Origin of the sequence: Shewanella vaxholmensis, assembly GCF_031932135.1 — a bacterium.
GTDB lineage: Bacteria > Pseudomonadota > Gammaproteobacteria > Enterobacterales > Shewanellaceae > Shewanella > Shewanella hafniensis.
This window is the reverse complement of sequence record NZ_JAUOEV010000002.1, coordinates 223,945-237,809: the sequence shown is the minus strand read 5'-3', so window position 1 is coordinate 237,809 and position 13,865 is coordinate 223,945. Positions and strand designations below refer to the sequence as shown.

At 48.3% G+C, this 13,865-nt stretch carries 7 protein-coding genes; 4 read left to right on the top strand and 3 right to left on the bottom strand.

Annotated elements, in window-relative coordinates:
- Positions 1-166 precede the first annotated feature (166 nt).
- The gene (gene fdhF, locus Q4Q46_RS03075; protein WP_311905190.1) at positions 167-4,444 is read right to left on the bottom strand and encodes a formate dehydrogenase subunit alpha; all 4,278 of its coding nucleotides are present in this window, start codon (positions 4,442-4,444) and stop codon (positions 167-169) included.
- A 540-nt stretch (positions 4,445-4,984) separates the two neighbouring features.
- Between fdhF and prfB the strand changes: the two genes are divergently transcribed.
- From prfB to Q4Q46_RS03060, 3 genes are all read left to right on the top strand, one after another.
- A protein-coding gene (gene prfB, locus Q4Q46_RS03070) for a peptide chain release factor 2 (RefSeq protein ID WP_006080387.1) occupies positions 4,985-6,083 on the top strand; the annotation gives its coding sequence in 2 pieces (ribosomal slippage) (positions 4,985-5,059 and positions 5,061-6,083; 1,098 coding nt in all).
- A 28-nt stretch (positions 6,084-6,111) separates the two neighbouring features.
- Positions 6,112-7,614, top strand: coding sequence for a lysine--tRNA ligase (lysS, locus tag Q4Q46_RS03065; RefSeq protein ID WP_259582186.1), 1,503 nt, complete (start codon positions 6,112-6,114; stop codon positions 7,612-7,614).
- A gap of 695 nt (positions 7,615-8,309) precedes the next feature.
- A complete protein-coding gene (locus tag Q4Q46_RS03060) occupies positions 8,310-9,782 on the top strand; it encodes a carbon starvation CstA family protein (RefSeq protein WP_311905189.1) in 1,473 nt (490 codons plus the stop codon).
- A 95-nt stretch (positions 9,783-9,877) separates the two neighbouring features.
- On the opposite strand, the gene Q4Q46_RS03055 is transcribed toward Q4Q46_RS03060, so the two are convergent.
- Positions 9,878-10,837, bottom strand: coding sequence for a sodium-dependent bicarbonate transport family permease (locus Q4Q46_RS03055; protein ID WP_012586902.1), 960 nt, complete (start codon positions 10,835-10,837; stop codon positions 9,878-9,880).
- Between the two features lie 138 nt (positions 10,838-10,975).
- Between Q4Q46_RS03055 and Q4Q46_RS03050 the strand changes: the two genes are divergently transcribed.
- Positions 10,976-11,974, top strand: coding sequence for a LysR family transcriptional regulator (locus Q4Q46_RS03050; protein WP_311905188.1), 999 nt, complete (start codon positions 10,976-10,978; stop codon positions 11,972-11,974).
- 148 nt (positions 11,975-12,122) lie between these two features.
- Here the strand turns inward: Q4Q46_RS03050 and Q4Q46_RS03045 are convergent, their stop codons facing one another.
- Positions 12,123-13,748 (bottom strand): methyl-accepting chemotaxis protein, encoded by a 1,626-nt coding sequence (locus Q4Q46_RS03045; protein ID WP_311905187.1) that lies wholly within the window; start codon positions 13,746-13,748, stop codon positions 12,123-12,125.
- Positions 13,749-13,865: the final 117 nt, after the last annotated feature.

Below are 13,865 nucleotides of genomic sequence, written 5' to 3'. Positions count from 1 at the left end.
TTGCAGTAATCTTGATTAAAAACGGGAGACTTAAGGTCTCCCGTTTTATTTGGATCATATATTTTTTAAAAGCGTTAACCGTTAATTCAGCTTAGTGAATTCATCCAAGCTCATTCACTTTAGACAATTCAAGTAAGTCAATTCACTCTAGTCAATGTACGTCACCTTAATCCATCTTCTCGGCAAGCCGTTCTGCCCTCACAGAGCAGACCTTATATTCTGGGATAAAAGCTACAGGATCGAGTGCATTGATGGTGAGTTTATTCGCCGCCGCTTCCACAAAGTGGAAGGGCAGGAATAGTACGCCAGCTTGAGCTCTTTTCGTCACAAAGGCGTCGATTTCAATTTCACCGCGACGGGTAGTGAGTTTGATTTTATCGCCATTGCCTATGCCGAGTTGCTCGGCGTCATAGACTGAAATCATTACCTTAGGCGAGCCGAGTAAGTCGAGTCCGGCCGTTTTACGGGTTAAGGTGCCTGTGTGGAACTGTTCCAGTAAACGTCCGGTTGAGAGAGTGAGCGGGTACTCACTGCAGGGCATTTCTGCGGGTAAGCGATAACTCACTGGCGTGAACTTACCTAAGCCGCGGGTGAATTGCCCTTGGTGCATAATGGGAGTACCAGGATGGGGTTCATCTGGACATGGCCATTGAATACCTTGGGGGATTTTACCGTCAACTCCAGTGCTTAATCGTTGCCAAGTAATGCCGCGATATTGTGGTGTTAGCTCATTGATCTCCTGCCAAATCGCTTCTTCATTGGGGTAATCCCAAGCGGCACCCATCGCATTGGCAATGGCTTGGACAATTTGCCAATCGGGCAGGGCTTCGCCTGGCGGTAACAGAGCTTGTTCGAGTCGCTGCACTCGTCGTTCAGTATTGGTGAAATGACCACGTTTTTCGACAAAGGCGGCGGCGGGCAGAACCACATCGGCAAGCTCGGCGGTTTCGGTGAGGAAGATGTCCTGCACCACTAAAAAGTCGATTGCATTAAGCGCCCTAAGTACGTGGGCTTGGTCAGGATCGCTCAATACGGGGTTTTCGCCCATGACATACAAAGCTTTGATTTTTCCTTTGGAAATATCATGCATCATGTGGGTTGCGGTTACGCCAATCTCCGCCGATAACGGCGTTTGCCAGTGTGCCTCGAAACGCATTCTGGCATGAATGTCGGTGACTTTTTGGTAGCCACTGAAGAAGTTAGGCAGTGCGCCCATGTCGCAGGCACCTTGCACATTACTCTGTCCACGAAGCGGGTTAATTCCCGCACCTTCAACCCCAATATTGCCGCATAGAAGTTGTAGATTAGATATGGCGGTGACATTGTCGTGTCCCGTCGTGTGCTGGGTAATGCCCATGGCATAGTAGATTGCGGTTTTCTCAGCCGTGCCTATGGTGCGGGCGATACAGGCGATATCTTCGGCTGTAACGCCAGTGATCAAGGCCGCGTTTTTTAGACTGTAATCTGCTTTTGCGAGTTCAGCGTAGAGGGCATCCACGCCTTCGGTGCGTGCGGTAATGTAGCTTTTATCCTGCCAGTCGTTGCGGATGATTTCCGCCATAATCGCATTGAGTAACATGACGTCAGTGCCGGGTCTGTGGGCGACATAAAGCTGTGCACTGTCGGCAATGGTGACACGTTTAGGGTCGGCCACCATTAATCTTGCGCCATGCAAAGCCACGGCTTGCTTAATTTTCGAGGCGATGATCGGGTGAGCACTGCTGGTGTCTGAGCCTATGATAAAAATCACATCCGATGCTTGAATGCTCGGAATGTCATTGGTCATAGCGCCACTACCAATACTTTGCTGCAGGCCTGTTACCGTAGATGAATGACACAGACGGGCGCAGTGGTCGATGTTATTGGTGCCGAGTATGCTTCTGACAAATTTTTGCAGGAGGAAGTTTTCTTCATTGGTGGCTTTTGCCGAGGCCAAACTTGCCAGTGCATTACTGCCATGTTGCTGTTTTATTTGCTGTAAATGTTCGGCCACATAGGCGATGGCTTCAGGCCAACTACTTGGCGTGAGCTGGCCATTTTTACGAATGAGTGGCGTGGTGAGGCGTTTTTCACTGTGAATAAAATCGAAACCAAACCGGCCTTTCACACATAACATGCCTTGATTTACCACAGACTCTTTATTGCCTTCGATATGTCGGATCTGATTCGTGCTGGTATCGATTTTAAGGTCGAGCCGACAGCCTACGCCGCAATAGGTACAAATCGTTGAGGCGGTTTTGAGTGGCGTTTCATCGCCTTGGCGTTTATCCCGCGCATCGACGAGCGCGCCCGTTGGGCAAACCTGCACACAGTTGCCGCATTGCACACATTTGCTGTCGGCCATGCTGGCGCTAAAGCCGACTCTCGGTGCGCGGCGTTCGATGGTTTCGCTTAGGTCTTGCGGCAGTGCTTGATAGGAATCATGGGCAAATTGAATCGCACAATGGCCACTCTGCAACTGGCACACATCAACGCAATTACCGCAGCTAATACAGCGATTCGCATCAAATTGAATGAATGGACTCGATTTATCGACCGAAAACTTACGCGCGCTTTGAGTGTTGAGTGACTTAGGTTCGACATGGTAGTCGGTCGCATAGCCCCTTAATTTACAATCCGTATTAGCTTGGCAGGCGCATTCAAGGCAGCGCGCGGCTTCTTGCATGGCGGCATCGGGAGCAAAGCCTAGCTCGACTTCGCCGTAGTTCAGTAAACGCTGCACCGCACTCAGCTCGGGCATGGTTAAACGGGCTTTACGCGGTACGGCGGGATAAAGATCGGTTGCGGGCAAGCCTTGTGTTACCGCTTTGCTGATGGCTTTAGCGGAATTAAATGCATTGGCATGCAGCTCGCAACTTAGACCTTGTTTGAGTAATTTATCTATGGCGATGGCGGCTTTATGGCCATCACCTATGGCGGCAACTGCGGTGGCAGGACCGCGGCGCGCATCCCCCACCACAAAGAGCTTTTCAACCCCAGATGACATAGTGTGCTCGCAGCCAATAAAGGTATTCCAGCGGCTAAGGGCAAGTGTGCCTTGGCTTAAAGGACTGGCGGGATCTTGCATAAAACTCATGTCGGGAGTTTGTGATACTGCGGCTATTACAGTATCAAAATCTTGGGTAAAGGTTTCACCGGTATCAACGGGAGCGCGTCTGCCAGAGGCATCGGCTTCGCCGAGTGCCATCTTCGCGAAGGTGACTGAATGGACTCTGCCGTGAGCATCGCTATGGTTTTCAAGCGGATTGGTTAAAAAATGAAACTTCACCCCTTCGACTTCGGCCTCGTGTACTTCGTAAGCTTCGGCGGGCATTTCTGCGCGGGTGCGGCGGTAAATTAAGGTGACATCGCAACCTTCACGCACCGCAGTGCGGGCGCAATCGATAGCGGTATTGCCGCCGCCAATGACGGCGACTTTTTTGCCCAGTACGATTGTCTGGTCGAGGCAATGATCTTTCAAGTAATCGACACCTAAGTAACAACCTTTGAGCGTGCTGCCGGGATAATCCATAGGCACGGCTTTTTGGGCGCCGATCGCAAGGCAGACGGCATCGAAATCTTCAACTAATTGATTTAAATGCACCTCATGGCCGAGGCGCATTTCTGTGTGTATGGTTAAGCCGTTATGGCACAAGAGTGCGATTTCTTTATCGAGTATCGCCTTAGGTAAACGATATTCAGGAATGCCATAGCGCAGCCAACCACCCGCCAGTGGCATGGCCTCGAATATCTCAACGCTATGGCCTTGGTTTGATAAGTAATATCCGGCACTTAACCCTGCTGGGCCCGCCCCGATAATCGCGACTTTTTTGCCCGTGTCGGCTTGGCGCGGCGGCACATAACTCGTGCCGCCTTTTTCGCCATCGGCGAGATCGAGATCGGCGGCGTGGCGTTTGAGTTGGCGAATAGCGATGGGCTCATCGACCAGTCCGCGGCGACATTGTGCCTCACAAAAAGCAGGGCAAACTCGGCCAATAGATAGCGGCAGTGGCAAGGTTTGTTTAATGACTTTAACGGCTTCAGTATGGTTTCCTTGGGCGATGTGATACAGGTAACTCTGCACATCGACGCCCGCAGGGCATGCCTGTTGGCACGGGGCTTCGCAATCGGCGAAGTGATCACTCAAGATTTCAGTCAGCGCTTGTTTGCGTGTTTGGCTTAAGAATTCAGACTGAGTTATGACTCGCATGCCGACGGTGACGGACGTTTCACAGGCGCGTACGCAGCGCAAACTGGCGTCGGCATTTTCAATTTGGATGACACACAAATTGCAGGCTTGCTTATCTGCGTCTGCATGAGAGTGTGCATGAGAGCCTAATTGCTGCGAGGCCGCGCTGGGATCACATAAGCTGGGTATGGCTATGCCCGCGGCATGTGCCGCTTGCAGTAGGTTATCGGTCGGGTTAACCGACAACACTTGGTCATCAATTCGAAGTTCTATCATCCCATGGCCTTTTTTATATGTAGGGTGCTTAGCTGCTATAGCGCGGGGCTGCAGGCTTAGGTTGCTTCGAGTATACCTAGACAGCTTTAGAAGACGCTTATGGGCGAGGGAAGTTTGCAGCAGAATTGCAGCTTGAATCACAAACCTAGTGCAGACTGTGCGCTGATGAATGTTTGTTCGAATTGAGCCGTGATTAGGTTGGCGGTATTTGGGCTTTTTAGTGGTAATTTCATTGATATTACGAATGTTTTCTTGGCAGGTAAGTGGTACTTTGGGTCGCGTTTGGCCTACTGAATCACTTAGCTTGGCTAAATTTAAGTAAGATCACAGTCTTAACTCTGCGCTTTTTGTTAGTCTCGGCTGTGGCAATGTGGTCTTTTAGGCCGGAAATTAATCCTTGTTATCCCATTTAATGAACAGTGCCCCCCTAGGTTTACCAGCCTGGTTAGGTTAAAATGCGCGGTTGCAAATACTGTTAATCATCGCCTCTTTTAGTGGAAGATCAATTAAAGCGGCCAAATAAAAGAAAGTTGAAAATTCATGTTTGAAGTTAATCCAGTAAAATTCAAAATTAAGGAGCTTGCCGAGCGCACGCAGCTTCTTAGGGGGTATCTTTGACTACGATGCCAAAAATGAGCGTCTAGAAGAAGTTACCCGTGAGCTTGAAAGTTCAGAAGTGTGGAATGACCCAGAGCGTGCCCAAGCCTTAGGCAAAGAGCGCGCCAGCCTAGAAGCTGTGGTCAAAACCATAGACGATATGGACTCAGGTCTTGAAGATGTTGAAGGCTTACTCGAGTTGGCTATTGAAGAGGAAGACGAAGACACGTTCAACGAAACCAGTAAAGAGCTGGATTATCTCGAAAGCCGACTTGCCGATCTCGAATTCCGCCGTATGTTCTCCGGCCCGCAAGATGCGTCAAACTGTTATTTAGACATTCAGTCTGGCAGTGGTGGAACCGAAGCCCAAGATTGGGCCAACATGGTGCTGCGTATGTACCTGCGTTGGGGCGAAGCCCATGGTTTTAGCCCAGAGTTGATGGAAGTGACTGATGGTGACGTGGCCGGTATTAAAGGCGCGACCATTAAGTTCACTGGTGAATATGCGTTCGGTTGGTTACGTACCGAGACTGGCGTGCACCGCTTAGTGCGTAAGTCGCCATTCGACTCATCGGGTCGTCGTCATACGTCATTCTGCTCTGTGTTCGTTTACCCAGAAATCGACGACGATATCACTATCGATATCAACCCATCGGATCTGCGTATCGACACTTACCGCGCATCGGGCGCGGGTGGTCAGCACGTTAACAAAACAGAATCGGCGATTCGTATTACCCACTTACCGACTAACACAGTCGTGCAGTGTCAGAACGACCGTTCACAGCACAAGAACAAAGATGCTGCGATGAAGCAGCTGAAAGCAAAACTGTTTGAGTTAGAAATGCTCAAGCAAAATGCCGACAAACAGGCCGCTGAAGACGCTAAGTCTGATATCGGCTGGGGCAGTCAAATTCGCTCTTATGTATTAGACGATGCCCGCATTAAAGACTTACGCACAGGCGTTGAAAACCGTAGCACTCAAGCGGTACTCGATGGCGATCTGGATAAGTTTATCGAAGCCAGTTTGAAATCTGGGCTGTAATTAATTCAAGGTATAGACGAGAAATAAGATGACTGAACAAGTAATTGATGAGAACAAACTGATCGCCGAGCGCCGTGCCAAGCTAGAAAGCATCCGCCCAAACTGTAGTGCTAATGCGCATCCAAATACCTTCCGTCGCACCCATAAAGCGGCTGAACTGCAAGCAAAGTATGGTCAAAACACTAAAGAAGAACTCGAAGCCTTAGGTTTTAAGACCAGCATTGCTGGCCGCATCATGGCAAAACGTGGTCCTTTCTTAGTGATCCAAGACGTGTCTGGCCGTATTCAAGCCTATGCTGAGAAAAGCGTACAAGCTGATTTGAAAGAGCGTTTTCAAGGTCTGGATATCGGTGACATTATCGGTGTAACCGGTCAGTTGCATTTGTCTGGCAAAGGTGACTTATACGTCAACATGGAACAGTACGAGCTACTGACCAAGGCACTGCGCCCATTGCCTGCGGACTATTATGGTCTTGCCGATCAAGAAATGCGCTACCGTCAACGTTACGTGGATCTCATCGTTAACGAAGATTCGCGCAATGCCTTCATCATGCGTTCTAAAGTGGTTTCTGCAATCCGTAACTTCATGATCAAAAAAGAGTTCATGGAAGTTGAAACCCCTATGATGCACGTGATCCCTGGTGGTGCTTCGGCCCGTCCTTTCATCACTCATCACAACGCTTTAGACATGCCAATGTACCTGCGTATTGCGCCAGAATTATATCTGAAGCGTTTAGTGGTAGGTGGTTTTGAGCGTGTGTTCGAAATCAACCGTAACTTCCGTAACGAAGGTCTGTCGCCACGTCATAACCCAGAATTCACTATGATGGAATTCTATATGGCTTATGCAGACTACAAAGATCTGATGGACTTAACTGAAGAAATGCTCAGCTCGATTGCTATCGAACTGCTTGGCAGTGCGCAAATGCCATACGGCGAGCACACAGTCGATTTCGGCGGCCCATACGCACGTTTAAGCATGTTAGAAGCGATTCAGAAGTACAATCCTGATAACGCGACTATCCAAGCTATGACCTATGAGCAAGTGAAAGATGTTGAATTCATGCGCGATCTAGCGAAAAGCTTAGGTATGAAGATTGAGAAATTCTGGACTTGTGGTCAGCTGCTTGAAGAAATCTTCGGTGAAACTGCTGAATGGCAATTGATGCAACCGACGTTCATCACTGGCTACCCTGCGGACATTTCACCACTGGCACGTCGTAACGATGACAACCATTTCATCACTGACCGTTTCGAATTCTTCATCGGTGGCCGCGAAGTGGCTAACGGCTTTAGCGAGCTGAACGATGCTGAAGATCAAGACAACCGCTTTAAAGCGCAGGTTGACGCGAAAGATGCTGGCGACGATGAAGCTATGTTCTACGATGCAGACTATATCACTGCACTGGAACACGGTTTACCACCAACGGCAGGTCAAGGTATTGGTATCGACCGATTAGTGATGTTGTTCACTAATACTCATACTATCCGTGACGTGATCCTGTTCCCAGCGATGCGCCCACAGGCGTAATGCTGTCGAATAAGGCATTTCGTCGTTGTACATTTTGTTGCATTAGCTCTTAGCCACGCGACTTTTAGTAAGTCGTAACAGGTTAAGTTTGCAGTGATTGATTTAGGTATAACCAAACCATCACAGTGATGAATGCCCCCTAAAAGAACCAGCCATTTGGCTGGTTTTTTGTTTTCTAAAATAGCTAAAAATGATGCGTGCTAGAGTCGAGCTATTAGTGACCTAAAAATAGGTTAGATGAACATCATCAAGTGGCATGTGAGTTTCAGGTTGTGGCTATCGATTGTAGTGTAGATTGCGGGTTTAGTTTGTGAGTGTCGATTGTGGCTTTAACTTGGGGTTTCATATTGGGATGTCAGGAAAAACTCGCCACGCTGCAGGCATCCAGTCGCCAGTTACACACGATATTGGCTGTGTTCATTTCATTATTGGTAGAGAAGATTTACGGGAAGACCTAGGGTGAAGGGGTTAAGACGCGGCAATCAGTGAATACCAAAATAGCAGGCTACATCACTGACGTTATAAACAGTACGATGAACTATTTTTAAACGCATTTATTCAGCTATACCCACTCCCGTGGCTGTTTCAGATAATCAACCCGACATTAGTCTAATAGGGTGTTGCTTGACCTCAGTAGCTAACTCAATGAAACTCTCCATTAAATCACCTCCTACTAAAGTATGGATAATTAAATAATGTTAATTTTCTTTATTTGTATCGCACTCTTAGTGCTTGCGTACAAGTTCTATAGCCCCTTTGTGGAACGTCAAGCGGGTATAGATCCTAAAGCCAAGACGCCACAGGCGAAATTCGAAGATGGCGTCGATTATGTGCCGGTTCATCCGGCTAAAGCGTTTCTGATCCAATTCCTCAATGTCGCAGGTGTGGGACCGATATTTGGTCCGATCCTCGGTGCCTTGTACGGTCCCATTGCCTTAGTATGGATTGTGTTGGGGAACATTATTGGCGGTGCGGTGCACGATTATTTTTCTGGCGTGCTCAGCATTAAAGAAGACGGTAAGAGTTTGCCTGAGATCGCTGGCCACTACTTTAATATCTACTTTAAAGGCGTGATGTTGCTGTTTACCGCCATGCTACTGTTTTTTGTGGGCGTGGTCTTTATCATGAGCCCAGCAGGTTTGCTGAGTAATCTCGATTATTTCAAAGACACCATCTTTGGCAATAACACCTTCTGGGTGTTAGTGATTTTAGCCTATTACTTTTTGGCGACTATGCTGCCGATCGATAAAATTATCACTAAATTGTATCCCGCATTTGGTTTGTTGATGATAGTGATGACGGTTTCTATCGCAGTTGCCCTGATGCTCAATGCGCCGCAGTTACCTGAAATGGGTGATGTGTTTGCCTATTTCGATCACAGCCATTACAACAACGAGTTACTTGAGCCAAATCCAGACGGATTGCCGGTATGGCCACTGTTGTTTGTGACTATTACCTGTGGTGCGATCAGTGGTTTCCACTCGACGCAAGCGCCCATCATGGCCCGTTGTTTGACCAACGAGAAGTATGTGCGTCCTGTGTATTATGGCGCTATGGTTGCTGAAGGTATTGTTGCTTGTGTATGGGCTACTGCGGGTATCGCGGCTTTCCCTGGTGGTTATGTTGAGCTTAAGAGTTTACTCGACCAAGGTGGTCCAGGTTTAGTAGTTAACCAAGTGGCGACGACGTATCTCGGTGTGATGGGCGGCATTATGGCGATTGTGGCCGTGGCTATCTTCCCGATCACCTCTGGTGATACTGCGTTCCGTTCGCTGCGACTGACGATTATCGACGCCTTCCATATTCCACAAAGCATGCGTAATCGTTTATTGGTTGCTGTACCTATCCTAACGATTGCGTACTTTATGACGAAGATCGATTTTTCCTTGATTTGGCGCTATTTTGCCTTCTCAAATATGCTGCTATCAACCAGTGTATTGTGGTTAGCGACTAAGTATTTGTTCGACCGCGGGACTTTCCATTGGATTGTGAGCTTGCCAGCGATTGGTGGTACTAGCGTCACAGTTTCTTACATTATGACAGCGGGTATTGGTCTGGGTTTACCACAACCTTTGAGCCAGCCTGTGGGTATCGCAGTCGGGGTTATCTGTTTAGTCGTGCTGATTATTGCGCACAACCGACGCAAACCGGTGGCAGACGTCAACTAGTCCGTTACACCAAGTTTGACCATTTAGACACAAGGGCTGCATTTTGCAGCCCTTGTTTTTTATGATTGTCGGCGAAGAAGTACTAAGCTACGCCATTAAGCTGTAATGAGCATCACCCAGTGTTGATATAAAGGTAAGCCAATTAACACATTAACCGGAAACGTAATGCCGAGTGAGGCCAGCATAGCCAGTCCGATATTGGCCTCGGGTATTGCGGCTCGAATGGCCGCAGGCGCTGCGATATAAGATGCACTGGCACTTAATGCCGCTAGCACTAAAATGCTGCCAGAAGGTAAGTCCAACCATAATCCTACGGCAATACCGCACCAAGCCAATACAAAGGGCGTAACGGCGGCGAACACCAATAAGCGCCATTGTTTCAGTGGTAGCGGCAAACACACTTTAGCCGTCACTAAGCCCATTTCCAGTAAAAATAATGCCAGTAAAGTTTTGAACCCACCGAGTAACACAGGAGTGAGCGGCGCAAGCCCAGTTGGGCCGTAAAGCCAACCTATCACTACGCCACCAACAAGTAAGACAACGCCGCGGCTAGTTAACGCTTCGTGCAATACGCTCGATTGAGTTTCATTCTTGGGTGATGTTTCAATTGCTTTTTTGGCGCTTAAGTACCTGTGTAGCCAGAGCATCACGACGATCGCCGGCAGTTCTAGCAGCACAAGATACAGGGTGGTTTCGGGTCTTAATATCAACCCAGATTTTTCCACCATAGCCATCACCACCGCAAAGGTTCCCGCGCTAACTGAGCCGTAATGTGCGGCAATGCTAATAGCATCTGTGTGACCAATTCGAACCAGCCGAGTTAACACTGGGTATAGGGCCAAGGGGATAATGAAGCCTAAAGCAACAACCGCTAACAGCTCAGTGATCACTAAGTTTTGGGTGTGACCGTGGAGCGCCATTCCGCCCTTTAAGCCCAAAGTGAGCATTAACAGTATAGATAGGGTTTCGTAGATCGCGGGGGGGACTTTAAGATCTGACTTCACTAGGCCAGCTAACAAGCCTAAGGCAAAAAAGGCAATGACAATATCGGGCATAAGTATCTCATTAAGTTTGATTTTTAAGCCGTGTAAAACAGGCTTAATTGTCGGGTGATCCTGATGGCTGGTGATTTTGGACCTAATTGGTTATATTGAAAAATAAATTGTTTACCACTTAGGTATAGATAATTGTCTATGGATAAGCGTTCGTCATCGACTCAGCTTAAATTGCGGCACTTGAGTTTCCGTTTGCTGCAGGTGTATGTGCAAGTGGTGCGGTTAGGCAATATTTCCGCAGCGGCGAGGGCCTTGCATTTAACCCAACCCACAGTGTCATTACAGCTTAAAAAGCTGGCCGATGTATTGGGTGAGCCGTTACTCGAGAGTCGTGAAGGCCGCATGCTACCGACCTTGATTGGCAATGAACTTTACCGCGCCGCCTGCGATACCTTGAGTCGTTTTGAGGATTTCGATGCCTTTATGCAGCAGGCCAAAGGTGGCAGCGTCGGGCATATTAATATCGGTATCGTCACTACTGCCAAATACGTGTTACCCCGGATTTTAGGGGCTTTTTATCGGCAGTTTCCGCAGGTTAAAGTGACCTTAAATATAGGTAACCGTGCCCATGTGTTAGGTCGATTTGAGCGCCAAGAAGATGATTTATATCTGTTTAGTCATCCACCTAGTGGCGATAATGTGCTATCTGCGCGGATCATTAAAAACCCGTTACAGTTGATTGCGCCAAAGGATCATTGGGCGGTGGGCCGTGAACAAGTAAGTTTTAACGATCTCAAAAATGAGCGTTTTATCGTGCGCGAGCCAGGTTCAGCCACCCGCTTGATGTTCGAGTCTTGGTGCAGCGGTCAAGGCATCACGCTCGGTGACACTATGCAAATCGAGAGCAATGAGGCGATACGCCTAAGCGTCGCGTCTGGCTTAGGCTTGTCGGTGATTTCGGCGCATACGCTGCAAGAGGGCCGTGAAAAACCGGCTACTTTGCCGGTAACGGGTTTTCCGCTCGAAAGTAACTGGTATCTGGTGGGCCGCAAAGATCGCCGCTTGCCCTATGCTGCCATGCAGCTGGTGGACTTTATGGCGGCGCATTTGGCCGAGTGTATCGAGCCAGAATGGGTTGCTGCCGATATCAGTGAACTGGCTATGCACTTTAATCAGGCGCCGCAAACTCGGTCTTAACTGAGTGCATGTTTTTAATTCTGAATAATTTTATTAAGTTAGAGATGTGGTCATAGATTCTGGGTAACTGCACACCTTGTGCAGTTACCCTCAGGTCCCCTTGTAAAACGAGATTTGGCCTTAAATCAGACGACTGTACGAGGCGACTTTACACCTTAAAGCGCGTCAGTAGGTTGTTCAGTTCAACCGCTAACCTGGATAGTTCATGCGCCGATGCACTAGTCTGCTGCGCTCCCGCGGCGCTTTGGCTGGCGAGATCGCTAATGTTCACTATGTTTTTATCGACTTCACGGGCGACTTTCGCTTGTTCTTCTGCGGCGCTTGCGATGACCATATTGCTGTTATTCATCGTACTGATTTGAGTGTTGATCGTGTTTAATGCATCCCCAGCGAGCCTTGCGACAGCGAGTGCTTGCTCTGCCTTTTGACCACTGTGCTGCATCGATAGCACAGCGGTTTCAGTGCCGTGCTGGATCTTGTTGATCATGTCTTCAATCTCGCGGGTCGACGACTGAGTGCGGTGGGCTAGCGCACGCACTTCATCGGCAACGACCGCAAAACCACGGCCAGTATCGCCTGCTCGCGCCGCTTCAATAGCTGCGTTGAGGGCCAGTAAATTCGTTTGTTCTGCAATCGCGCGGATCACATCTAAAACTTTACCAATATCGATAGCTTGCATGGCTAAGGTTTGGACAATTTGTGAACTTTGCGTCACATCCTGATTCATGTCGATAATGGCTGCGACGGTTTGATCTACCTGTTTTTTGCCTAATTCGGTATTGCGGGCAGTTTCTTCTGAGGCCTCTGAAGCGAGTGCTGCGGTATTGGCAACTTCATCCACCGCCGAACTCATCTCGGTAATTGCGGTTGCAGCCTGTTGTATTTCATCATTTTGTTGCTGTATGCCGCGGGACGCATCTTCAGTTACTGAATTGAGTTCTTCGGCGGCGGAGGCGAGCTGGTTAGAGGAGTTTGCGATGTGGGATAGGGTATCGCGCAGGTTCTGCTGCATTTTTGCTAGTGCTTGCATCAGTTGACTGGTTTCATCTTCGCCATCGGCACTAATTTTCTGTGTTAAATCACCGCTTGCGACTGTCACTGAAATGTCTACCGCTTCTTTCATTGGCTGCACAATGCTACGGGTTAATAATGTGGCCACGATAAATGCGGCAATCAAGGAGGCTATTATCACTACGCTGTTGAGTAGCTTACTTTCTTCGTAGGCTTGTGCGGTGAGTTCGCCTTGTTTGCTTGCATATTCGGTATTTAAGTCGCCAATGCCGATAAGCGTTTTAGTTATTTTATCAGCTTGTAACGTCATCACTTCATCCATTATCCGTTTAGCTTCAGTCGTGTCATTGGCCTGCAGCTTACTGATCATTTGATCTTGATTCTGTAAATACAGCTCTAAATTATGACTAAAATCCTGATAGAGGGCTTGCTCACCAGGCAAACTAATTAAAGGCTCGTAGGCCTTTTGATCCGTTTTAATGTTCTCGCGAATTTGCCTTAAGGTTTCGAGCCCTTTGTCACGCTCAGCCGCCGAATCGGCGAGTAATAGACGAAATGTAAATACCCTAGCGCGCATCACGTTAAGATTGATGCTCGACAGCGTGACGAGCGTTGGTAGGGTATTTTTTTCAATTTCTTCTGAGGAGACTCGCATGGATGACATAGTTTGTAATGACATCAGTCCCTGAAGTAACAATACTAGACCGAGTAAGCCAAACGCAGTAATGAGTCGTGAGCCAATCTTAATTTGTCGTAACCACATAAGCGAATCGTCCCTGTATTTAAATGAGTTCCGTCTAAGGTCGTTCTTACTGCTTTTGAGCTAATACTTTTTAATCACTGCTGTCGAGCCATGAAGCTTGAGCCAAATGGCTGAACT